Origin of the sequence: Alkalispirillum mobile, from assembly GCF_003664325.1 — a bacterium.
In the GTDB taxonomy this organism is placed as follows: Bacteria; Pseudomonadota; Gammaproteobacteria; order Nitrococcales; family Halorhodospiraceae; genus Alkalilimnicola; species Alkalilimnicola mobilis.
On record NZ_RCDA01000001.1, the window covers coordinates 1,693,086 to 1,716,174 of the forward strand.

At 68.3% G+C, this 23,089-nt stretch carries 20 protein-coding genes and 1 tRNA gene; 10 read left to right on the top strand and 11 right to left on the bottom strand.

Annotated elements, in window-relative coordinates; translation table 11 throughout:
- Positions 1 to 28: 28 nt before the first annotated feature.
- The gene (rfaH, locus tag DFR31_RS08010) at positions 29 to 553 is read right to left on the bottom strand and encodes a transcription/translation regulatory transformer protein RfaH (protein WP_245971103.1); all 525 of its coding nucleotides are present in this window, start codon (positions 551 to 553) and stop codon (positions 29 to 31) included.
- A gap of 140 nt (positions 554 to 693) precedes the next feature.
- On the opposite strand from rfaH, the gene DFR31_RS08015 reads away from it, so the two are divergent.
- Positions 694 to 1,200 carry a hypothetical protein gene (locus DFR31_RS08015; RefSeq protein ID WP_121442063.1) on the top strand — a complete coding sequence of 169 codons (507 nt, stop codon included), beginning with the start codon at positions 694 to 696 and terminating at the stop codon, positions 1,198 to 1,200.
- Between the two features lie 33 nt (positions 1,201 to 1,233).
- Entirely contained in the window at positions 1,234 to 2,616 is a 1,383-nt protein-coding gene (locus tag DFR31_RS08020; protein ID WP_245971104.1) for an MFS transporter, read from the top strand.
- A 12-nt stretch (positions 2,617 to 2,628) separates the two neighbouring features.
- On the opposite strand, the gene DFR31_RS08025 is transcribed toward DFR31_RS08020, so the two are convergent.
- The 5 genes from DFR31_RS08025 to ilvA form a co-directional block, all read right to left on the bottom strand.
- Complete coding sequence (locus DFR31_RS08025) at positions 2,629 to 4,104, bottom strand: ferredoxin reductase family protein (protein ID WP_121442064.1); 1,476 nt, start codon at positions 4,102 to 4,104, stop codon at positions 2,629 to 2,631.
- A gap of 128 nt (positions 4,105 to 4,232) precedes the next feature.
- Positions 4,233 to 4,306: transfer RNA gene (locus DFR31_RS08030), tRNA-Gly, on the bottom strand.
- A 64-nt stretch (positions 4,307 to 4,370) separates the two neighbouring features.
- Entirely contained in the window at positions 4,371 to 5,417 is a 1,047-nt protein-coding gene (locus tag DFR31_RS08035; RefSeq protein ID WP_121442065.1) for a metal-dependent hydrolase, read from the bottom strand.
- Positions 5,418 to 5,500: 83 nt separating this feature from the next.
- Positions 5,501 to 6,106 carry a TetR/AcrR family transcriptional regulator gene (locus DFR31_RS08040; RefSeq protein WP_121442066.1) on the bottom strand — a complete coding sequence of 202 codons (606 nt, stop codon included), beginning with the start codon at positions 6,104 to 6,106 and terminating at the stop codon, positions 5,501 to 5,503.
- A 37-nt stretch (positions 6,107 to 6,143) separates the two neighbouring features.
- The gene (gene ilvA, locus DFR31_RS08045) at positions 6,144 to 7,847 is read right to left on the bottom strand and encodes a threonine ammonia-lyase, biosynthetic (RefSeq protein WP_342767657.1); all 1,704 of its coding nucleotides are present in this window, start codon (positions 7,845 to 7,847) and stop codon (positions 6,144 to 6,146) included.
- Between ilvA and rpiA the strand changes: the two genes are divergently transcribed.
- The 4 genes from rpiA to DFR31_RS13785 all read left to right on the top strand — a co-directional run bounded on the left by rpiA (position 7,741) and on the right by DFR31_RS13785 (position 10,375).
- Positions 7,741 to 8,403, top strand: a complete 663-nt coding sequence (gene rpiA, locus DFR31_RS08050; RefSeq protein ID WP_121442068.1) for a ribose-5-phosphate isomerase RpiA — start codon at positions 7,741 to 7,743, stop codon at positions 8,401 to 8,403. The genes ilvA and rpiA overlap by 107 nt on opposite strands.
- A 15-nt stretch (positions 8,404 to 8,418) precedes the next feature.
- Positions 8,419 to 8,628: a DUF2905 domain-containing protein gene (locus DFR31_RS08055; protein ID WP_211328245.1), complete on the top strand. Its 210-nt coding sequence runs from the start codon at positions 8,419 to 8,421 to the stop codon at positions 8,626 to 8,628.
- A gap of 48 nt (positions 8,629 to 8,676) precedes the next feature.
- Complete coding sequence (gene argB / locus DFR31_RS08060; protein ID WP_121442069.1) at positions 8,677 to 9,594, top strand: acetylglutamate kinase; 918 nt, start codon at positions 8,677 to 8,679, stop codon at positions 9,592 to 9,594.
- 205 nt (positions 9,595 to 9,799) lie between these two features.
- Positions 9,800 to 10,375, top strand: coding sequence for a c-type cytochrome (locus DFR31_RS13785; protein WP_147436957.1), 576 nt, complete (start codon positions 9,800 to 9,802; stop codon positions 10,373 to 10,375).
- A gap of 23 nt (positions 10,376 to 10,398) precedes the next feature.
- On the opposite strand, the gene DFR31_RS08070 is transcribed toward DFR31_RS13785, so the two are convergent.
- The gene (locus DFR31_RS08070; protein WP_121442071.1) at positions 10,399 to 11,913 is read right to left on the bottom strand and encodes a YifB family Mg chelatase-like AAA ATPase; all 1,515 of its coding nucleotides are present in this window, start codon (positions 11,911 to 11,913) and stop codon (positions 10,399 to 10,401) included.
- A 40-nt stretch (positions 11,914 to 11,953) separates the two neighbouring features.
- The gene (ubiK, locus tag DFR31_RS08075) at positions 11,954 to 12,247 is read right to left on the bottom strand and encodes a ubiquinone biosynthesis accessory factor UbiK (RefSeq protein WP_121442072.1); all 294 of its coding nucleotides are present in this window, start codon (positions 12,245 to 12,247) and stop codon (positions 11,954 to 11,956) included.
- Between the two features lie 242 nt (positions 12,248 to 12,489).
- Here ubiK and glnK point away from each other — a divergent pair, with 242 nt between their 5' ends.
- The gene (glnK, locus tag DFR31_RS08080) at positions 12,490 to 12,828 is read left to right on the top strand and encodes a P-II family nitrogen regulator (RefSeq protein WP_121442073.1); all 339 of its coding nucleotides are present in this window, start codon (positions 12,490 to 12,492) and stop codon (positions 12,826 to 12,828) included.
- 62 nt (positions 12,829 to 12,890) lie between these two features.
- On the top strand, positions 12,891 to 14,141 hold the full coding sequence (locus tag DFR31_RS08085) for an ammonium transporter (RefSeq protein WP_121442074.1): 1,251 nt from the start codon (positions 12,891 to 12,893) through the stop codon (positions 14,139 to 14,141).
- Between the two features lie 209 nt (positions 14,142 to 14,350).
- On the opposite strand, the gene DFR31_RS08090 is transcribed toward DFR31_RS08085, so the two are convergent.
- Positions 14,351 to 18,166, bottom strand: coding sequence for an ATP-binding protein (locus tag DFR31_RS08090; RefSeq protein ID WP_121442075.1), 3,816 nt, complete (start codon positions 18,164 to 18,166; stop codon positions 14,351 to 14,353).
- A 151-nt stretch (positions 18,167 to 18,317) separates the two neighbouring features.
- Here DFR31_RS08090 and DFR31_RS08095 point away from each other — a divergent pair, with 151 nt between their 5' ends.
- Together DFR31_RS08095 and DFR31_RS08100 are read left to right on the top strand one after the other, a co-directional pair.
- On the top strand, positions 18,318 to 18,986 hold the full coding sequence (locus tag DFR31_RS08095) for an ABC transporter ATP-binding protein (RefSeq protein ID WP_121442076.1): 669 nt from the start codon (positions 18,318 to 18,320) through the stop codon (positions 18,984 to 18,986).
- Entirely contained in the window at positions 18,986 to 19,795 is an 810-nt protein-coding gene (locus DFR31_RS08100; protein ID WP_121442077.1) for an ABC transporter permease, read from the top strand. Before DFR31_RS08095 ends, DFR31_RS08100 begins: the two co-directional genes overlap by 1 nt.
- Positions 19,796 to 19,815: 20 nt before the next feature.
- Here the strand turns inward: DFR31_RS08100 and DFR31_RS08105 are convergent, their stop codons facing one another.
- Together DFR31_RS08105 and DFR31_RS08110 are read right to left on the bottom strand one after the other, a co-directional pair.
- Positions 19,816 to 20,379 (bottom strand): RDD family protein, encoded by a 564-nt coding sequence (locus DFR31_RS08105; protein WP_121442078.1) that lies wholly within the window; start codon positions 20,377 to 20,379, stop codon positions 19,816 to 19,818.
- Between the two features lie 20 nt (positions 20,380 to 20,399).
- A complete protein-coding gene (locus DFR31_RS08110) occupies positions 20,400 to 22,988 on the bottom strand; it encodes an EAL domain-containing protein (RefSeq protein WP_147436958.1) in 2,589 nt (862 codons plus the stop codon).
- Between the last annotated feature and the right edge of the window lie 101 nt (positions 22,989 to 23,089).

Here is a 23,089-nt window from a genome sequence, read left to right on the forward strand (position 1 = left end):
CAGCGTGCGGGGCCCTGCCAGCCGCTGGTCACTCCCCCTGGACAGGGTCGATGTCATCCGCCGGAAGGCTGACCCGCGACTGCTTGCCCGCCACCTCCAGCAACACCAGCACCCGCTCCTGGCCATTGCGCGCCTGGAAGACCGCCTCGTACCCGGCGAAGGCGCCGTGGGCTACGCGCACCCGGTCGCCCCGGGTGGGCTGCTGGCGTTGCGAAAGGTCGCAGATATCCTGCTCGTCGGCCCGGGCCTGCAGCGCCGCCACCAGTGGCTCCGGCACCTTGGCCGGCCGCCCGCCAAATCGCACCAGCGTGCTGACACCCAGGGTCGAACGGATCGGGCTCCAGTCCTGACGGCTACCGTCCAACTGCACGAACAGGTAGCGCGGGAACATCGGCTCCACCACCGGCACCCGCCGGGTGCCGCGCCGCTTCACCACCCGCACCAGCGGCAACCAGGCATCGAAGCCCTGCCGCACCAGGTTGTCGCGGGCATCGCGCTCCTGCCGCGGCTTGGTATAGATGAGGTACCAGGCCAGGTCCTGTTCTTCCGTCACGATCACACGTCCAGGCAGATCCGGTTAGCAGGGGACAGCCGCCGGGGGTGGGCGGTCGACACCCCCTAATGTAACATTCGACAAGCCCCGGCCGGTTCCCACCCGGGGCCACCCACCCGTTCCGATGCTGCGGAGTCACCATGCCCCGAGTTCGCCTGCTGTTCTCTCTGCTATTCCTTGGCCCGGCCCTGGCACTGGCCGATGTGGGCGACGACCCGTGGGACGCCGCGCTGGAGGCGGCCGGACAGGAGGGCGACGGCCAGCTGATCGCGCGGGTACTGGCCTCCCAGACCATCGCCGATGACCTGGCGCAGAACCCCGAGACGCCGCAACCGCTGGTCCGAATCCAGCGCGAATGGCGGGAAGGGGGCGATGTCTGCGAGCAGATGGATATCATCACCGAGCGGTACTACCGCGGGCAGCGGATCCGCCACAACATGGTGGTGCAGCGCGAGGCCGAACGCGTGGTCGGCGAACGTGACACCCCCGACATGGACAACGAGGACCTGACCCACGCCGTGGCTGGCTACCTCACCTGGGGCATGGTCATGCGCAATCCCCCGGCCTGCGATTGTGACCCACCGCAGATAACGGCCATACTGGAGGCGTGCGAGGCCGGCGGGTTCGTGCCCGAATTCGACCACTAAGCCAGGCGACAGCTGTCGCCAACGGGGGCTGCCGTGGCGCAGGTGTTCCTCTCCATTCTCGCCCTGCTGGGGTCGGTGGGCATATTTACCCTGGGCAGCGGGCTGCTGGGCACGCTGCTGGGCGTGCGCATGACCCTCGATGGATTTGACCCCCAGGTCACCGGGCTGGTAATGGCCGCCTTTTTCCTGGGGCTGATGGTCGGCGCCATGCAGGCCGGGCGGGTGATCCAGCGGGTGGGGCATATCCGGGCCTTCGCGGTGTTCGCCGCCTGCGCCACCGCCGCGGTGCTGCTCCACGGGCTGTTCGTCTCAGTCAGCGCCTGGGCCCTGTTGCGGGTGATCACCGGATTCTCCGCTGCCGGCATCTACATGGTCATCGAGAGCTGGCTCAACGAGCGGGCCTCGGCAGCCAACCGCGGGCGGGTCTTCTCCGTCTACCAAGTGGTCAGCTACCTGGGCCTGGGCACCGGCCAATTCCTGCTCTTCACCGGCGATCCGGCCACCAACGAGCTGTTCATGGTCGCGGCCGGCCTGTTTGCCCTCTGCCTGATCCCCGTGGCCATGACCCGAGGCATCCACCCCTCGCCGCCGGAGAGCCACGGCATGGCCCTGAAGCCGGCCCTCACCCATTCACAGCTGGGTGTCGTGGCCTGCGTGGGCGCGGGCATGGTCAACGGGGCGGTCTTTGCCCTCACGCCGGTGTTCGCCCTGTCGGCGGGCCTGGGCCTGGCCGGGGTGTCCTTTCTGATGGGCGCGATCATTTTCGGCGGCTTCCTGCTGCAATGGCCCATCGGCCACCTGTCGGACAACTTTGGCCGGCGCGGCGTGATGGCCATCGTCAACCTGTCGGTAGCGGTGGTTGCCGTGGCCCTGGTCTTCTCCGCGGAGCTGACATTGCCGGTACTGATGGGGGTCGGCGCACTGTTCGGCGGGCTCTCGTTCACCCTCTACCCGCTGGCGGTGGCCCACACCAACGACCAATTGAAGGTGGGTGACTTCGTCACCATCAGTGCAGCACTGCTGTTTCTGTGGGGACTCGGTTCGGCGGTAGGCCCGGTGCTCGCGGGGCAGCTGATGGGCCAGGTGGGGGATATCGGGTTATTCCTGTTCATCGCCGTCATCGCGCTCGGGGTGGCCCTGACCGCCTGGCTCGTCCGCGGCGAGACCGTGGCGCCGGAGGACCAGGAGCCCTTCGTGGTCATGGCCCGGACCACCCCCGTGGCCTCTGAGCTGGACCCGCGCTATGACGAAGAGGCCCACCAGGAGGAGATGGCCCAGCAGGCCCGGGCTGATGCCGAGACCGAGGCCGCCGCGCTCTGGGACGAGGTCACGGCCACTCCGGAGGAAGCCATCGAACCGAACACGGCGGGGGAGGCAGACCAAGCCCCGCCGTCCCGGCGCGACCCGGAGACCTGAAGGCGCCTCCGGTCAGGCCAGGGCGAAGAGCAGAGCGGCCACCACCACGACGGCCGTGACCCCGGCCCAGATCGCCATGATCCGCCGGGAGCGGCGGGTGCTGGCGTGATAGGTGTAGCGGAAGCGCTCCGTGCGGATCCGCTCCAGGGGCACCTGCTCCGCTTCCAGGCTGTTCTCCACGGAGTCGATCATCGCCGGCGGGCCGCAGACGAAGTGCTGCCAGTCGGCGGCACCCCGCTCCGGCAGGCAGCGTTGCAGCACCTCGCGGGTGACCGGCCCCCGCAGCACGTTCGGGTCGTCGCTGGCCTCGTCCGCCACCCGGAAGACCTTCAGGTCCATTTCCTGCTCGGCCTCGTCCAGCTCCTCGCGGAACAGCGCCTCGTCGAGGCTGCGGACACCGTAGACCAGCCGCACGGGGCGCCGATCCCCCTGGGCACGCAACGCCCGCAGCAAGGCCATGATCGGCGCAATACCGACCCCCCCGGCGATCAGCATGATGCCTCCGGCGGGCCGGTCGTCCAGCACGAAGTGGCCGTGCGGACCGTCCAGGTAGGCCTTCTGCCCCGGCTGCAACTGCCCCACGGTGTTGGTGAAGTCCCCCGCTTCCTTGATCGTGAAGGTGACCTCCGGCAGTGCTGCCGGACTGGAGGCGATGGAGAACGGGTGCTCCTTGAGGGTGTAGGGGCTGTCCGCCACCTTGAGCCAGGCGAACTGGCCGGCCTGGAACTGGAACGTGACCGCTTCGCTGTTGCCGGCGGGCTCCAGGGTGACATTCCAGTAACCCGGCGCGGCCTGCTCCACCGCCTTGACGCGCCAGGGCGCACGGGCCTGGCGCCGGGGCACCAGCCAGTAGGCGTGCAGCAGGGTGAACAGCGCCGCCGCCACGGCCAGCACCCAGAACGCGGCCAGCCAGCCCTGACCGCTGTAAACACCGGCCTCCAGCGTATGGTGCAGCCCGAAGACCGCCACCACACCGGCCCCCACACCGTGCACCAGGCGCCAGCGCTCATACCCCATGCCGATCATGTCACGAGCGATGGCCAGCAACACCACCGTTCCCAGCACCAGCCAGGCGATCACCCCGGTGAACCCCTCGGCCATCCCCGAAGCGGGGGCGGGCACGACCACCCCAGGCGCCTGCGTAGCCGCGGGTATCAAGGCGTACAGGTAGGGATGGATGAGCAGCAACACCAGCACCGTGTGGCCCATCAGCTGGTGGAAGCGCAGGGTGACGTCGATCCCGATGGGCGCCGTCACCCGCCGGAAGCGCCCGGAGAGGATGAACTCCGCCAGCAGCAGGGCGAAGCCGGCCATGGCCACGCCATTACCCAACTTGTGCCAGAAATGCAGCCCGTCCCCGGCACCGGTATCGGCCAGCAGCAGGGGCAACAGGGCGAACAGGGTGTAGAGCCCGAGCAGGGCGGGCACCAGCCAGGCGGGGGCCTGGGTGGCCACAGGGCGAGCGGACGCGGCGGCACTGCGGGGCATGATCAGCCTCCTGGATCATCAGCACAAAGCAATGCTTCTGAGGTTAGACGGCAAGACACCGCTTAAAAACCCCGGACGACGCCAGGAAAGCCGCGAACAGTGGGAAGGCACTGCAGGGGAGGAGAAGATGGAGCGGGTGATGGGAATCGAACCCACGTTCTCAGCTTGGGAAGCTGATGTTCTACCATTGAACTACACCCGCCGGGACCACGCATATTAGCGATTCCGGGGCGGTCGTGGCAAGGGGTGCCGGCCACCGCGGCGGGTCACCGTACCGGGACGAACTCCCCGTTGGCATCGCGGACCAACGACGGATCGTTATCGTCCAGGCCACAAAGCCCGTAACGGAACGGCGACCGCAGGCCCGGCAGGCGGAAGCGCAGGTCCCGGAAGGTGGCGCAGTCCCCGTCCACGCTGTAGACCGCGGGCAACCCCGCGAAGCGGCGGTAATCGGCAAACGCCGGGTGTTGCCACGCCTGCTCGGCGCGTTCCGCCTCCTCACCCTCGCCATGCCGGCTGAAGTACTCCCATTCCAGGTCATCCAGCGGCTGGTAGGCGGACCACAAGTCCCGCAGGGGCGCCGGCAGCGGGGGGGCGGGCGGCGTGGGGCCGCGCTGGCGCAAGTTGAGATAGGCCAGGTGGTGGCCCTCGTCGACGCTGACGCTGACCATCCAGTTGAAGGGCGAGTAGGGCTGCGGCCAGGCGCGTACCTCGGCACTCTCCAGCCCCTCCGCGTCGACAAAGCGGTGCCCGATGTCCACCGCCTGGCGCATCATCACCGCCTGGAAGGCAACCAGTGACGCAACCGCCAGCAGGGTGAGGCGGGCCACGGGGATCGCCCGCCAGTAGAGCGACAGTAACAGCCCAGCCAACAGCAGGCCGGAGAACCAGGGGTCAATGACGAAGGTGGTGTTCCAGGCGAACCCGTGGCTGGACAGGGGGGCGAGCAACTGGGTGCCATAGCTGGTGATCAGATCACCGATGATGTGGATCAGCAACGCCACCGCCGAGACGAGATACCACGCCCGCCAGCCATAGCGGCCGCCACCGAACCACGGCGCCACCCGGGCAAAGACCAGGGCCAGGAGCCAGGCCCATACCGGCAGCAACAAGAGCGAGTGGGTGACCCCGCGGTGCAGGTTCAGGTAGACCAGCGGGTCCAGGAACCGCAGCACGATGTCGATATCGGGAAAGGCTGCCGCCACGAACCCCGCCCAGGTGCGCTCCCTCAGCCCGGGCCCGGGGGCGCCTCGCCGGTCGGGCAGGGCCCGGCCAGCCACGGCACCGCTGATGGCGTGAGTTAGGGTATCCATACTCCTGCTGGGTTTATCACGGTTTGCGCGCCATATTACCCCCTGAGCCCAAGGGGGTCACGCCCCACCGCCGGCCCCCACCGTCAGCCCTGATGCGGGCGGGGCAGGAGCGGGAGCCAGCGGTGAACGGTCTGCAGACGGCGCAGCCCTTGCTCAAGGAAGCGCCCGGTCGGCGCCAGGGTGGGGTCATCGTCACGCAGCCACCGCACCACCGTGCTCAGGAAGAGCGTGGTCAGCGCCGTCTCCTCCACGGCCCGCGCCAGGTGCACCCCGGGCCGGTCCGCGGCCTCGCGCCACCATTGCACGGTGCGACTCACCCGGAGCAGGAGCGGGAACTGCACGTGGATGTGGCCGAACTCCATCTTGTGGGCCAGCATGCCCTGCACCACCACCCGATCCTGCTGCAGGTCCTCGAACCAGGCCATCAGCAGCCGGTGCAGGCGGCCCACACTGTTCAGCCGGGGGAAGTCCGGCTGCTCGGGCACCGCCAGCATCGCGGCATCGGCCCGGTCCAGGCGGGCATCGATCAGCTCGTCCTTCTCGCGGAAATGGTGCTGGACGGCAGTGAGCCCCACCCCCAGACGGCGCGCCACCGGGGCCAGGCGCAGGCCTTCCCAGCCGGTCTCACGGGCCTCGGCCAGGGCCGCATCCAGGATGGCGTCGGCGCTGACGTGGGGCTGCTCGGTCATGGGCACGGCCTCCGCGCGGGTCGGCCCGGCCCCGGGATCAGCTCAGGAACAACCGGTAGGCCGGGTTTTCGGTTTCCTCCGCATACCGATAGCCCAGTTTATCCAGGTATGCCACACAGCGGGCCCGCTCGGCCTCCGGCACCTGCATGCCTACCAGCACCTTGCCGTAGGCCGCACCATGGTTGCGGTAGTGGAACAGCGAGATATTCCAGCGCCGCCCCATGCGCGAGAGGAACTTGAGCAGGGCACCCGGGCGCTCCGGGAACTCGAAGCGGTAGAGGATCTCGTCCTCCACGCCCCCGCCGCGGCCACCCACCATGTGGCGGACGTGTACCTTGGCCATCTCGTCCTCGGTGAGATCGAGCACCGGGTAGCCGGCCTCCTCCAACTCGTCGCGCAGCGCCTGGCGCTCCTCGTCACCATTGCTGAGCTGAATACCGGCGTAGACGTGGGCCTGGGTGGGATCGGCGTACCGGTAGTTGAACTCGGTGATCCCGCGCTTGCCGATGGCCTCGCAGAACTGCTTGAAGCTGCCCGGACGCTCGGGGATGGTCACGGCAAAGACCGCCTCCCGGTGTTCGCCCAGCTCGGCCCGCTCGGCCACGTGGCCCAGGCGGGAGAAGTTCATGTTGGCACCGCAGTTCACCGCCACCAGGGTCTTGTCGCGGATGCCCGTGCGCTCGACGTACTTCTTGGCCCCGGCCACGCCCAAGGCGCCAGCCGGCTCCATGATCGAGCGGGTGTCATCGAAGATATCCTTGATGGCGGCACAGATCTCGTCGTCGGAGACCAGCACCACATCGTCCACGTACTGGCGCAGCAGCGGCCAGTTGGTCTTGCCGACCTGGCGCACTGCGACCCCATCGGCGAACAGCCCCACCTGCTCCAGCTTGACCCGGCGGCCGGTCTCCAGGCTACGCGCCAGCGTGGGCGCCGTTTCCGGCTCCACCGCGATGATGCGGATATCCGGGCGCAACTGTTTCACGTACACGGCGATACCCGCGGCCAGGCCGCCCCCGCCGACGGCGATGAAGATGGCGTGGATGTCCCGCGGGTGCTGGTAGAGGATCTCCATGCCCACCGTCCCCTGGCCGGCGATCACGTCCGGATCGTCGTAGGGGGGCACGTAGGTCATCCCCTTTTCCTCGACCAGCTTGCTCGCGTGCTGCGAGGCCTCGTCGTAGGAGTCGCCGTGCAGCACCACCCGGCCGCCCAGCCGCCTCACCGCGTTGACCTTGATGTCCGGGGTGGTACGCGGCATGACGATGGTGGCCTTGATGCCCAGCTGCTTCGCGGAGAGCGCGACGCCCTGGGCGTGGTTGCCGGCGGAGGCGCAGATGACGCCCTTCTTGCGCGCCTCCTCGGACAGGCGGTTCATCTTGTTATAGGCGCCGCGCAGCTTGAAGGAGAAGACCGGCTGCAGGTCCTCGCGCTTCATCAGCACGCGGTTGCCCAGGCGCTCGGAGAGGGTGGCGCCGTCGTCCAGCGGGCTTTGGATGGCCACGTCGTAGACACAGGCGGTGAGAATGCGCTCCAGGTAGGATCGGCTCATGAGGGCTTGACTTGCGCTGTCGGGATGGGCTTTGGATTCGCTATCATAAGGGGTACATCCTAACGCACTAAGGGAGTCAATGATGAGCGCTGACCAGGGCAAGCGCATGGCGGCCGAAGCGGCCATGGAGTACGTAGAGGAAAACACCGTCATCGGCGTGGGCACCGGCTCCACCGTCAACCTGTTCATCGACGCCCTGGCCGACATGAAGGCCCGCATCGACGGCACCATCTCCAGCTCCGAGGCCAGCACCGCCCGGCTGCGCAAGCATGGCATCCCGGTGCTTGACCTCAACGAAGTGGGCACCCTTCCGCTCTACGTGGACGGCGCGGACGAATCCACCCGTTTTCTCCAGCTGATCAAGGGCGGGGGTGGCGCGCTCACCCGCGAGAAGATCGTCGCCGCCGCCTCCGAGCGCTTCATCTGCGTGGCCGATGAGTCCAAGCTGGTGGACGTGCTGGGCGGCTTCCCGCTGCCGGTGGAGGTTATCCCCATGGCGCGCAGCTACGTGGCCCGCGAGCTGGTCAAGCTGGGCGGCCGGCCCGAGTTGCGCTCCGGGTTCACCACGGACAACGGCAACATCATCCTGGACGTCCACGGCCTGAAGATCATGGAGCCGATCAAGCTGGAGCAGCAGATCAATAACATACCCGGCGTGGTCACCAACGGCCTATTCGCCCTGCGCCCCGCCGACCTGCTGCTGCTCGGCTCCGCCGACGGCGTGCGCAAACTCACCGCGGAGTAACCCACGGGGCCGTCCATGGACATCGGCCGCCTGCTGCTGACCATCGGCCTCGTGCTGGTCGTCGCCGGGCTGCTCTGGCCCTGGCTGAGCAAGCTCGGCCTGGGCCGCCTCCCGGGGGATATCCATATCCAGCGCGACGGCTTCCAGTTCTATTTTCCGCTGACCACCTCCATCATCGTCAGCGTGGTGCTGACGGTGGTGCTCTGGCTCTTCTTTCGGCGCTGATTAAGCGCGCCCAGCCCCACGAACCATACACCCAGGACACAAAAAACCATGACCGAGACCCGCGACACCGAGCACCCCGAGAAGATTGCCCCCACGCTGGTTGCCCGCGTGCTCAACGAGGCGCTGCCCTATATTCGCCGATTCAGCGGCAAGACCATCGTGGTCAAGTTCGGCGGCAACGCCATGGTCGACGATGCCCTCAAGCAGAGCTTTGCCCGCGACATCGTTCTGATGAAGCTAGTGGGGTTCAACCCGGTGGTGGTGCACGGCGGCGGCCCGCAGATCGGCAAGCTGCTGGAGCGCATCGGTAAGCAGACCGAGTTCGTCCAGGGCATGCGCGTCACCGATGCCGAAACCATGGACGTCGTGGAAATGGTGCTGGGCGGGCTGGTCAACAAGGAGATCGTCAGCCTGATCAACAGCCAGGGCGGCCGCGCCGTGGGCCTGACCGGGAAGGACGGCGGCATGATCCGGGCCCGCCGCCTCAAGCTCTCGCACCAGGAGGTGGAACACCAGCCCCCCGAGATCATCGATATCGGCCACGTGGGCGAGGTGGAGCGCATCGACCCCTCCGTGGTGGACATGCTCGATCACGGCGCCTTCATACCGGTGATCGCGCCCATCGGCGTGGGCGAGGACGGCCTGTCCTACAACATCAACGCCGACCTGGTGGCCGGCAAGATCGCCGAGGTGCTGGGCGCCGAAAAACTCATGCTGCTCACCAACACCCCGGGGGTGCTGAGCAAGGGGGGCGAACTGCTCACCGGGCTCAACCCGGGCCGGGTGGACGAACTGATCCAGGACGGCACCATCGCCGGCGGCATGCTGCCCAAGATCCGCTGCGCGCTGGACGCGGTGGCCGGCGGGGTGAATGCCGCGCATATCATCGACGGCCGGGTGGAGCACGCCTGCCTGCTGGAGCTGTTCACCGACGCCGGCGTGGGCACGCTCATCCAGCGCCGTTGAGGGCGCGGAACCGGGGGCGGCCTGCTACGCTTGCGAGAGCGGGCACCGGATTAACCTATTGGGGCACTGGGCAATAGCGGATGCAAACCGCAACCTTAACCGGCGCCCGAGGGCTACCCATGACCCCGGTTTCATGGCAAGCTTTGCCGGCCAAAGAATAACCATTATTGTCATCGTATTAACCACCCAGTGGTGAGGATCCCCCGTGAGCAAGACTCAGGACCAGACCTTCGTAAATACCTTCATCGGTATCATCGTCCTACTGGCACTCATCGCCTTGGTGCTGGCAGGCCTGTCGCACTACACCGGCGGCACCATCACGCACCAGGCCGACCAGCGCGCCGAACACGAGCGTGAGCGGGTGCTGCAGGCCATCGCGCCGGTCGGGCAGGTGGCCATCGCCGGTCGCGACGAGGCCCCCGGCACCGTCGAGGACGAGGATGTGGACCCGGACGAGGCCGTGGCCGAAGCGGATGACGTGGACGAGGCACCGGAGGAGGAGGAGGACCGCCCCGCCTTCGATCCGGAGGTGGCCCAGCAGATCAACGAGGCCGCCTGCATGGCCTGTCATGCCAGTGGTGTGGCCGGCTCGCCGGTGACCGGCGAAGAGGGCGAGTGGGCTCCGCGGCTGGATGAGCGCGGCCTGGACGGCCTGGTGGAGAACGTGATCAGCGGCATGGGCGCCATGCCCCCGCGCGGCGGGGCCGACGCCGATGACACCGAGCTGCGCTGGGTGGTCATCTGGATGCTGGAGGAGTCGGGCCTCGAGGTGGACTACTGAGCCACCCCCTCCCCGATTGGGCCTCAGGGCCCGGGCGCCTTCCGCCCGGGCTCCAGCCCCCGGCGCAGGGAAAGCGCCTCAGTAATGTGGCGGGTGGCCAGCCCATCCGCTCCCTCCAGGTCCGCGATAGTTCGGGCCAGGCGCAGTATCCGATGGTAGGCACGGGCTGACAGGCCCAGCTGGTCCATGGCCCGCGCCAGTAGTCCGGCATCCGTCCGGGTGAGCCGGCAACAACGCTCCAGAGCCTGCCCCTGTAGTCGCGCGTTCTCGACGCCGGCACGGGCCTGCTGTCGATCTCGCGCCTGCGCCACCCGCTCTCGCACCGTGGCGCTGCTCTCTCCCTCCGACCGACCCTGCAGTTCCGCGGCAGTCAGGCGGGGCACGTCTGCTTGCATATCCAGCCGGTCCATCAACGGCCCGGAAAGCCGGCCGCGATACCGCTCCACCTGCTCGGGGGTGCACCGGCAACGGCCACCGGGATCGCCCAGATGCCCGCAGGGGCAGGGGTTCATGGCCGCGATGAGCTGGAAGCGGGCCGGGTAACTGACCCGGGCCGAGGCGCGGGAGATATGGACCTCACCGGTCTCCAGTGGCTCGCGCAATGCCTCCAGTGCGGTGCGGGGGAACTCCGGCAATTCATCCAGGAACAGAATGCCGCGATGGGCCAGGGAGGCCTCGCCCGGTCCGGGTTTGCGGCCGCCACCGATCAGCGCCGCCTGAGAGGCGCTGTGGTGTGGCTGGCGGAAGGGCCTCCGCGCCCACTGCCCGGGCCGAAAGCCGTGGTGGCTGATGGAGGCCACGGCCGCCGCCTCCAGCGCCTCGGAATGGGTCATCGGCGGCAGGATGCCGGGCAGGCGGGCGGCCAGCATGCTTTTCCCGGTACCCGGGGGCCCGCTGAAAAGCAGGGCGTGCCCCCCGGCTGCGGCAACCTCCAGCGCGCGCCGCGCACCGGCCTGCCCCCGGACGTCTGCCAGATCGGCCACTGCAGCGGCCTCTGCACCGAGCGGGCCCGGCCGCGCCACAGCCAGGCAGGGTTCACCCGAGAGATGGCGGCAGACATCCAGCAGATGGCCGGCGGAGAGTGCTTCCGGATGGACCACACCCACCTCGGCGCCGGAACCTTCCGGCACCACCAGTCCGCGGCCGGCCTCACGGGTCCGCAGGGCGAACGGCAACAACCCCGGCACGGGCCGCAGGGCACCGCCCAGGGCCAGCTCACCGGCGAACTCCCAGCCCTCCAGCCGGGCCTGCAACTGGCCGGAGGCGCTGAGAATACCGAGGGCGATGGGCAGGTCGTAACGGCCGCCGCCCTTGGGCAGGTCGGCGGGGGCAAGGTTGACGGTGATACGGCCAGGGGGAAACTCGAACCCGGCCATGGTGAGCGCGGAACGGACCCGCTCGCGCGCCTCGCGCACGGCGGTTTCCGGCAGCCCGACAATGGCCAGGGAGGGCAGCCCGGGCCCGATGTGTACTTCTACCGTGACCTCCGGGGCGTCCAGCCCCATTGAGGCCCGGGTGTAGACCACGGCCAATGACATCCTTGTCGACCTCCTTAGTCAGCATCCGTGCTGGTGGGGCTTACTCCCCGGTAGCGGGGTTCTCGCTGGCCCCGGCGGGTTTATCGGCCTGGCTGCCGCCCGCTTCCAGGGCCTCCACCCGCTGCGCCAGCTCTTCCAGCTGCGCCCGGGTGCGCGCCAGCACCCGCGCCTGGGCGTCGAATTCCTCCCGGGTCACCAGGTCCAGGCGGGAGAAGCCGGCCTGCAGGCTGGCCCGCACGTTCTGCTCCACCTCCCGCTGAAACTGCTGCACGCCCTCCGGCAGGTTGGCGGTGAACTTTCTGGCCATCTCATCGAGGGTTTTTGGATCCAGCATGGCGATTTCTCCCGGGTGGTATCCCCTGTTTGGTGCGCCGCACCCTTTTGGTGCGCTCCGGCGGGGCGATCCCCCGCGTGGTGCAATGCAGTATGGCGCACAGCCACGGAAACACGCAACAACGGCCTGTTTTTAGGCGGTTTAAACAATCTGGCACGGCCTCTGCAGTGTCTCAGCCCGAACGCCACCGGGCGTTTACACCTACTGCGGGTTTTGGCAAGGACTGTTTAGAGGACCAACCCATGAAACTGGTAACTGCGATCATCAAGCCCTTCAAGCTCGATGACGTGCGCGAGGCCCTCTCGGAGATCGGGGTGCAGGGCATCACGGTCACCGAGGTGAAGGGCTTCGGCCGTCAGAAGGGTCACACCGAGCTCTACCGCGGCGCCGAGTACGTGGTGGATTTCCTTCCGAAGATGAAAATCGAGGTGGCACTGGCCGACGACCTGGTCGACCGCGCCTGTGAGGCCATCGCCAAGGCCGCCAACAGCGGCAAGATCGGCGACGGCAAGATCTTCGTCTTTCCCCTGGAGCAGGCCATGCGTATCCGTACCGGCGAGACCGGTTCGGACGCGCTCTGATGCCTTTCCTTCACCACTGATCCCTGCATCAGACGACTCAAGGATCATCGGGAGCAAGCACAATGGAAGAAATACGCGAACTTTCCTACGCCCTGGATACCTTCTATTTCCTGGTATCCGGCGCGCTGGTCATGTGGATGGCCGCCGGCTTCACCATGCTGGAAGCTGGCCTGGTCCGCTCCAAGAACACCACGGAAATCCTCACCAAGAACATTTCGCTCTACGCCATCGCCTGCATCATGTACATGGTGGTGGGCTACAACATCATGTACGGCGACGGCCTGAGCTCGGTCATCCCCTCGATCAGCTTCATCCTGGGCGCGTCCGATAACAGCGCCTCCGCGGTGGCAGCGGGTGAAGGCTCCTACTACTCCGACGTCTCCGACTTCTTCTTCCAGGTGGTGTTCGTGGCAACCGCCATGTCGATCATCTCGGGCGCGGTGGCCGAGCGGATGAAGCTCTGGTCCTTCCTGCTCTTCGCGGTGGTGCTCACCGGCTTCATCTACCCGATCCAGGGCTACTGGAGCTGGGGCGAGGGCTTCCTCGATGAGCTGGGCTACGCCGACTACGCCGGTTCCGGCATTGTGCACATGTTCGGTGCCTCCGCCGCCCTGGCTGCAGTACTGGTCCTTGGCCCGCGTAAGGGCAAGTACGGCCCCAACGGTGAAGTACGGCCCATCCCCGGTGCCAACATGCCGCTGGCCACCCTGGGTGTCTTTATCCTCTGGCTGGGCTGGTTCGGCTTCAACGGCGGTTCCGAGCTGAAGGTCTCCGACGTGGATTCGGCCAACGCCGTCGCCCTGGTCTTTGCCAACACCAACCTGGCAGCCGCCGGTGGCGTGGTGGCGGCGCTGATCACCGCCCGCCTTATGTTCGGCAAGGCTGACCTGACCATGGCCCTGAACGGCGCCATCGCCGGCCTGGTGTCGATCACGGCAGGCCCGGACGCGCCGAGCATGCTGCTGGCTACCTTCATCGGCGCCGTCGGTGGTGTGCTGGTGGTGCTCTCCATCGTTGGCCTGGACAAGCTGAAGATCGACGACCCGGTGGGTGCGATCTCGGCCCACGGTACCGCCGGTATCTGGGGCCTGCTGGCGGTCCTCCTCTGGATGGAAGATGCCAGCTTCCTCGCCCAGATCGTGGGCATCGTGACCATCTTCGCCTGGACGTTCGGCGTGAGCCTGGTGCTCTGGATGATCCTCAAGGCGGTCATGGGTATCCGTGTGACCGAAGAGGAAGAGCAGCAGGGGCTGGACATCACCGAGTGTGGTATCGAGGCCTACCCGGACTTCGTCCAGCAGAGCAAGACGTAAGCCGGAATAACCTTCTCCTTCAGCGGTGGCTTTTCGGGCGCTTCGGCGCCCGTTTTTTTTGGCTCGCGGGGCGTTACTTTGCCGTTATCTTTGCATTTGCCGACGGCCGGCCCACGCGAGATCATCCCACCATTGCCTCGGGAGCCTACCGGGGGGGCTACCCGGCCCCGGGCAAACGCAAACCCTAGCGTAGCGTTGGGCAGGCCGGATTACCCCCGGTCTGCCTCTTTTTTTGTCTGCGAGACAGGGCGAGCGCCCGCATCGATTCCAGCAAGGCGTTGCTCCAGGCGCACCAGGTCCTCGGCCAACGCTGACCGCCCCTCACCCGGCCCCGCAAACTCGAGCATGTCGCGCAACACCCGGACCTCCAGCCCAAGGGCGCCCTGGCGGGCGGCCAGGGCCCGCGCCTCGGACAGATCCCGCCAGCCGGCCTCCGCCTCGCGCGGCGCTGGACCGGTGAGCAACGTCCGGCCGCGCAATCGCTGGATCATGGGCAGGTAGCAGTCGTCGCCGGTCCGCGCCGCATCCGCCAGCGCCCGGTTGGCGGTGGTCAGCCGCTCACGGTGACCGGACGGGTCCCCTTCCGGCAGGGCATCAATCAGGAAAAGGCGGAACAGGGTGCTGACGCCGCCCATGGATTCGCTGATCACCTGGACCTGTTCGCGCAGCACCTCCAGGGCGGATGACTCGCCCAATCGAGCCTGCGCCCAGGCTCGCACCGCGGTGCCCGCCACCTGCCACAGGGGCAACCTGTGTTCGACCGCCAGCGCCATCGTGTGCTCAGCGCTCTCCAGGGCGGCTCGCGGGGCGTCGTCGAAGAATCCCAACCCTCCCCGGAAGGCCTCCACGAAGGCCTGGGTGGGGCGGTGCTGCAGCGCCGCGGCCTCGGCGCGGGCCGCGTCGATCTCGGCCCAGGCCGCATCGCGCCGGCCACTCATATGCAGCGTCCAGGCCCTGACTGCGCGCACCGTGAGCACGGGGCTCTCGCCGTGGCGGGCGATGAGGGTGGCATGGTCACCCTTCCGGGCGAGGGCCAACGCCCGTTGTTGGTGCGTCAGTGCCTGGCTGTACCGGGCGGTCCAGAAGTGCGCGTTCCCCTGGGCGTACTGGGCCGCGACACGCAGCAGCCGATCGCCGGAACGCTCGGCCAACCGATCCATTTCCAGGGCGAGCCGATGCGCCTCCCCGGTGCCCTCGCGGGACCCGGATCCGTGCCAGAGCCCCCACAGGGCCTGGAAGTAAAGCACCCGGTCCGCACGCTCATCCGCCATCTCGAACGCCCGCTCAAAGGTCCGCACCACCGGCTCGGCGCCGTACCCGGCAAGCCCCAGGCGGGCCACGCCCAGCCCCACCAGGGCGCGGAGGTTTTTCTGCCGGACCCAGGGCAGACGGCCATCCGCCTCGCCAACCCGGTCCAGCAAGGCCTGCGCATCGGCGTAGTGCTGCTCGGCCTCCGGCAACATCCCCTGGGCGATGGCCTGGTCACCGGCCAGCAACCACTGCTCTACCGCATCGTCGGGCCGACCGGCCTCGCGCAGGTGCTCCGCCAGGATTTCCGGCTCGGTATTGCCCACGCCGAGCTCGGCGTCCTCCTCCAGGAGCTGGGCCAGCCGCCCGTGTAGCGCGCGCCGCTCGGTGGCGGGCAACGCTTCGTAAGCGGCCTGATGGTAAAGCGCATGCCGGAAGCGGTAGCGCGAGGCAACGAGGGCAGCGTCACGCTCGACAAACCCCAGCGCCACCAGCTGCTTGATCACCGTCTGCACCTGGTCAAGGTTTTGCCCGGTCAGCCGGGCCAACAGGCGAATATCGAAATCCCGACCGATCACGGCTGCGGCATGGGCCAGCTCCCGACCGCCACCCAACCCCTCCAGGCGGGCAACCAGCAGATCCGACAGCGCCGGCGGCAATGCGGCCTCCGGCTCCCCGGCACGACGGCGCTGGATGGCGTGCAGGGTCAGTTCCTCCAGGAACAGCGGGACCCCCTCCGCACGGCGGCAGATGGCCTCGCGGGTGGGCTCCGGCAACAGCTGCTCGCGGTCCAGGGCGTTGATCAACGCCATGCCAGCCCCATCGGACAGGCCGGACAGGCGCAACTCGGCGGGGGCGGTGTGCAGCCATTCCGAGCGGAAGCTCATCCGCCCGGTAAAGATGATCAGGACCGGTTGTCGGGCCAGTCGGCGCTGCACCCGGCGCAACAGTTCCGCGGTACCCGAATCGATCCAGTGGGCATCATCACAGACGAGCAATACCGGGCCGCTGCGGGCCCGCTCGGCCAGCAATTGAACCAGGGCGTCCAGCAGGCGGTCCCTGTCGCCGCCCTGGTGAATCAGGCTCCGGTCATCGGTGTCCACCAGCCAGCGGGCCACCCGCCGGACCAGGGCGGGGCTCTGCAGGTGGCGCTGCAACTGCCAGCGGATCAATCGCCGCCGTGCCCGGCCCCGTCGCCACGCGGGCTCTGGCCCGACCCAGCGGGCGAAGGCCTGGCGAACCGGCATCAGCAGCTGGCGCTCGAAGCGCTGGCGACAGGGCAGCATCAGTACCAGCTGCGCCTGGCCATCCACTGCCTCGATGAGGCCACGGGCCAGCCGGCTCTTGCCCAGGCCGGCCTCGCTACGGATGACCAGGCTCGTACACTGCCCGGAGCAGGCCCGCTGCCAGGCCGCTTCCAGGCGCGACAGCGGTTGCTCGCGCCCAACCAGGGGCGCCAAAGCCCGCGCGGCCTGCGCCTCCACCCGGTCGGCGTGGCCCGGGTGGTGAACCAGGCGGGGCGCGGGCAGCCCCTCGGTCACGAACCGGAAGTGTCCCCGGAAGCGTTCGTGGATGCCGCTGGAGACACTCACCGTACCCGGCGCCGTCACCGCCGCCAGCCGGAGGGCCCGGTCGGTCAGCAGACCGGCGGGGTCCGGTACCTCCGGGTCGCTGCCGGTGATGATCACGTCGGAGTCCACCGCGATACGCGGCCTGGCACCGTCGGGCATGCCGCGCAGGGCCTCCCATACCGCGTCCAGGGCGTCCAGGGTGGCCTCCTCGCGGCCGCTGGGATAGCCGAAATAGCCCAGCAAGCAGGCCCAGGGCAGGCGCACGATGTGGCCCCGGTGATTGAACAGCGTGGCCTCCACCCGCGCCGTCCCCTGCTGCACGGCGGCGGTGAGCGTCTCGACATCGGTCTGCCCGGGATCCCGTGCCGGGGGCCGGAAGTCGCAGACCACCACCGCCACCCGACGGCGCTCGGGTCTGAGGCTGACATCCTCGACTGCGGCGTGCGCGCCCGCCCCGGGCGCCAGCCGACTGCGCAGGTCGGTGTAGAGCCGACGCAGGCTGGGCCCGGGCCGCGTATCCAGCTCCCGGCGCAGGTGGGCCTCGAACTCCAGGTAACAGTCGAGCGCACGGGTAGGCTGACTGGTGCCGGCCAGGGCCCGCATCAGCAGCCCCTGGAGCTGCTCATCCAGCGGCTCCAGGGCGACCAGGCGCTGCAGTTCGTGGATGAGGTCGACGGCCTCACTGCTGGCACCCGCCCGGGCAACACACTGCTCCAGCAGGCTCAGCACCGTGCGCCATACGCGCTGACGGCTCTGGATAAGCCAGTCCTCCAGCCCCCCGGTATCCTGGACGCTGGATAGGTCGGCCAGAAAGTGCCCCCGGAACCCCCGCACCGCGTCGATCAGGGTCGGGACCGGCTCGCGGCGGGAAGCGGCCAGCGCCTCCAACTGCAGGGCATCCACCTGGACCGCGGGGCCGGGGATGAAACGCACATAACGGGCATCCAGTTTCAGCACCTGCCCAGCCAGGTCACCCAACTGGCGTCGCAGCTGGAACAGGGCCTGGCGCAGGTTGCCCCGGGCCACCTCCGGGGCCTGGTCCGGCCAGAATTGCCGCGCCAGCTCCGGTCGCGGCACACTACGCTGATGCTCCATCGCCAGGAAGGACAACAGCACACCGACCTTGGTGCTGCTGAGGGCGGAGGCCTCGGCACCATCGAGCCAGGCCTCGGTTCTCCCCAGGGTGTGAAGCTGCAGCCTTACCATCGTCGACCTCGCCAGGTTTCGGAGTGGGACAGCCTGCCACAAATGAGCAAACGGTGCCGTAACGGCTTGACCCCGGGAAACGCCCGATGGGTGGCCGGTGTATAGTCCGCGAAACAAGAAACCCTGCACCACTAACCCTGGATTAACGCTGATGACAAGGACAAGCGCCCCCTTGCTCAGGGCCGAGGCCCTGGCGTTCGGCCTGCTCGCCCCCCTGACCCTGAGCGTCGGTGCCGGGGAGTGCGTGGCCCTGTGGGGCCCATCCGGCAGCGGCAAGACCCGCCTGCTGCGGGCCCTCGCCGACCTGGATCCGAACAGCGGCGCCGTCTGGCTGAACAACCGCCCCCGGGAGGATTTCCCCGGCCACGAGTGGCGGCGGCGGGTGGCCCTGCTGCCCGCCGAGGCGCCCTGGTGGCTCGAGTCGGTGGGCGAACACCTGGCCACCGATACCCCCACGGCCGCGCTCAGCGCGCTGGGTTTCGAACGGGACGTGCTGGACTGGCAGGTGAACAGGCTCTCCACCGGGGAGAAGCAGCGACTGGCCCTGATCCGCCTGCTGCACCCGCGGCCGGTGCCGGGCGCCCCCGATACGGAAACAGCTGCCGACCCGGCCGGAGAGCCGCCACCGCCCTGCGTGCTGCTGCTGGACGAGCCCACGGCCAACCTGGACACCCGGAACACCGAGCGGGTGGAGCAATTTCTCGCGGAGCAACGGCGCCAGGGCCGGGGGCTGCTCTGGGTCAGCCACGACCCGGAACAGCGCCACCGCGTGGCGGACCGTGCCTACACCCTGCGGGACGGCCGCATGGAGGTCGCGTAATGAACGGCGAGCTGATCAGCCTGACCCCCTGGGACCTGGCCCTGGCCGGTGGCCTGGTCGTGTTGCTGGCGGCACTCAGTTACTGGACGCGCCTGGGCGTCGCCAAACCCCTGTTGATCGCCGCCACCCGGACCGTGGTGCAACTGGCCCTGATCGGGCTGGTGCTGCAGGCCCTGTTCAGCCACGCCACGCTGTACTGGGTGGCGCTGATGAGCGTGGTCATGCTGCTGGTTGCCGGCCGCGAGGTCATGGCCCGGCAGAAGCGGCGGATGGCCGGCTGGTGGGGCTACGGGCTGGGCACCAGCGCCATGTTCGTCTCGTCCTTCGTGACCATGGTGCTGGCGCTGACGGTCATCGTGCAGCCCACCCCGGTCTGGCAGCCGCAGTACGCCATCCCGATCCTGGGGATGATCCTGGGCAACACCATGACCGGCATCGCCCTGTCGCTGGACCGCCTCAACGACAGCGCCTGGCAGCAGCGACCGGTGATCGAGGCGCGGCTGATGCTGGGCGAACCCTGGTGGTCCGCCATTGAGGAGATCCGCCGCGACAGCATGCGCTCGGGGATGATTCCCATGATCAACGCCATGGCAGCGGCGGGGATCGTCAGCCTGCCAGGGATGATGACCGGTCAGATCCTGGCCGGCGCCCCGCCCATGGAGGCGGTCAAGTACCAGATCCTGATCATGTTCCTGATCACCGTCGGTACCGGCTTCGGGACCCTGATGGCGGTCTGGTTCGGCGCCCGGCGACTGTTCGATGAACGGGAGAGGCTGCGGCTGGACCGGCTCAAGCCGGGGCGGGGCTAGCCGCCCCGGCGGCCGGCGGCTCAGCGGGCCCGGCGGAGCACCAGCGTACCGGCAATAATGTCGTGCAGGCCCTGCTTGCGGCGGGTGAACGCCACCATCAGGTAGCCGATCAGCAGCAGCATGGCGGAGAGGATCTCGGCGAAATACCGCCCGGTGGCGCGGGCGAAGGAGATGCGCGCGCCCGCAGTATCCGTGACGTACATGCCCATGATCATCTTGCCCAGGGTGGCCTGGTAGACGGAGCTGTGCATGCCCGCGCTGTAACCCCACCAGATCAGGATATTCACCACGGACCAGATCAGGTCGGCCCGCGCGGCCTCGGCGGTCAGCTGCTCGTCGTAGATCCCCGGGGTGATCGCGCCCTGGACCAGCGCCAGCGGCACGCCGATGATGAGGGCGTCCAGGATGGCGGCCAGCACCCGGCGCCAGAAGCCGCCGTAACCGGCCACCCCCGCCGGCAGGTCACTGTAATGACCGGTCTCGCGCGCCACGGCGCGCAGGTCCTCCGGGTCCAGGGGCGCACCGCAATGGACACAAAAGCGCGCCTCGGCAGCATTCTCCTTGCCACACTGACTGCAAAACATCCGCTCTCTCCCTGTACCGGTCAGTCTGTTCTCTCACCCTGGGCGGCGCCAGTAGTGCCGCCATCCGGCCCCGAGGCCGTGTTGCCCCGGAATGCGCGTAGCCATTCCGTCAGTTTGCGCGCCGGCAACGGCCGGCTGAAGTGATACCCCTGCACCCGGTCGCACCCGGCCTGACGCAGCAATGGCATATGCTCGGCCGACTCCACACCCTCTGCCACCACCGCCAGACTGAGGCCGTGGCCCATGGCGATCACCGTATTGGCCAGCGTGCGGTCGTGCTCGTCGGTGACCATATCACGCACGAACGACTTGTCGATCTTCAGCGTATCGATGGGGAAGCGCTTGAGGTAGCTTAGGCTGGAATAGCCGGTGCCGAAATCATCCAGCGACAACCGCACCCCGATGGCCTTGAAGTCGTCGAGCCGGGCCTCGATGTTAAGGCTCCCGTGCATCAGCGTGCTTTCGGTGATCTCCAGGGTCAGGGCCTCGGGGGGCAGCCGGTGCCGGGCCAGTGCGTCGCGGACGGCCCGGGGCAGTTCGTCACCGAAGAACTGCTCGCCGGAGACGTTTACCGAGACGCTCAACGCCATGCCCAGTTCGCGCCAGCGGGCGGCCTGCGCACAGGCGGTCTGCAGCACCCACGCCCCCATCGGCCGGATCAGGCCGGTCTCCTCCGCCAGCGGGATGAACCGGTCCGGCGGGATCATCCCCTCCTCGGGGTGGTGCCAGCGGAGCAGCGCCTCGACGCCCAGTACCTGCAGCGACCGGGTATCGAGGATCGGCTGGTAGTGGAGCTCGAACTCCGCGCGGCGCAGCGCCTCGCGCAGGTCGTTCTCCAGGTGCAGCCGCTCGGCGGCGGCGGCGGTCATGCCGGGCTCGTGGAACTGGTGGTGATTACTGCCGTGCGCCTTGGCGTAGTGCAGGGCGGTGTCGGCAGCGCTGATCAGGGCCTCGCGGCGGTTGCCGTCGCGCGGGTGCATGGCCACCCCCACACTGCAGGTCACCACCAGCGGTCGTTCCGTGAGTTTATAGGGCTGGCCAACCACCTCCACCAGTTGACGGGCGAGCCGGGCACACCGGTCGTGGTCCCGCTCGGGCACCAGCAGCGCGAACTCGTCACCGCCCACGCGGCAGACCATGGCCTGGGCCCCGGCGACCTCTTGCAGTCGCTGCGCCACCTCGCGCAAGAGCTGGTCGCCGGTGTCATGGCCCAGGGTGTCGTTGATGTTCTTGAACCGGTCCAGGTCGAGGAAGAGCAGGCCGACCGGCCGCACCCCCCGGGCGTTGCGCACCACGCGGTCGAGCTCCTCCTCCAACATGCGGCGATTGCCCAAGCCGGTGAGGGTGTCGTAGTGGGACAGGTAATTGATCTGCCGCTCCGCGGCCTTGTGCGAGGTGATATCACTGGCGATGCCGATGTAGTGGGTCACCTCGCCCTGGTGGTCGGTCACGGCGCTGACCGAGAGCAGGCTGGGGTAGGTGCGGCCATCGGCGCGGCGGTTCCATAATTCGCCCTGCCAGTGGCCGTTCTCATTAAGCGCTTGCCACATCTCACGGTAGAAACCAGTGCCCTGCTGGCCGGACTGCAGGATGCGGGGCGTGCGCCCGAGCAGCTCCTCCTCCCGGTACCCGCTGATCGCCTCGAACGCGGGATTGACCTGAAGGATGCGGCTGTCGGCATCGGTGATGATGATCGCGTCGCGGCTGCCCTCGAACACTTGGTCGGTGAGTCGGAGCTGCTCCTCCACCCGGCTGCGGGCCAGTTCGGTACCGGCGCGGGCGGCGAACAGACTGATTACCGCCCGCTCGGTGGCGCTGACCTCGCGCGGCTCGTCATGCATGAACGCCAGCACCCCGGTCACGCTTCCATACGCATCCAGGATCGGCACGCCGAAGTAGGTCTTCACCCCCATCTCGTGCAGCATCTCATCGTCCGGGAAATAGCTGCTGAGATCCCCCGTGTAGAGACAGGGCTCGTTCGAGACCACCTCGGCACAGGGCGTGCCCGCCAGGTTGTAGCTCATGTTCGGCACCAGCCCGCCGTCCATGTAGAGCGCGCGCGTGCGCACCCGACGGGGTTCGCGCCGGGTGAGCTCGCCGAGCAGCGCATAGCGCATGCCCATGCCCTCGGCCAGGTGGCGCACCAGGGCCTGGAAGAACGCCTCGCCGGTCACTCCGGCGGTCAGGTGGGAGACGGTGCGGAGCAGGTTATCGGCGCGCTGGCGGGCGGTGATGTCCTGCCAGACCCCGACCGCCATCTCCGGTCGTTCCGCGGTGGCCGGCAGCAGGCGCAGGCGGTCGTGGACCCAACGGTAACCCCCGTCGCGATGCCGGACCCGGTACTCGTGGTCCACCCAGCCATCGGTCTGCAGGCGCGCTGAGTTGCTCAGCACCCGGGCACGGTCCTGCGGGTGCAGGCACTGCTCCCAAAGCATCGGGTTCGCCAGCCAGTCAACGGGAGCATAGCCCAGCAACTGCTCCACGTGGGCAGAAACAAAAACCGGGCGGAACGACGGGCCCTGTTCGGCCCGCGCCAGCGCGTAAGTGACGGCGGGGCTGCCGTCCAGGACCCAGCGCAGGTCATCGGGTAAGGCTGTCGGGATGTTCACCGTTTTACCGTTGCAACGGGCTTCAGGCCAGAAGGTACTGGTCACTATATCAGGAGAAGGGCAACGACAAACAACGTCGCAGTACGCGCACGCACCGGCGG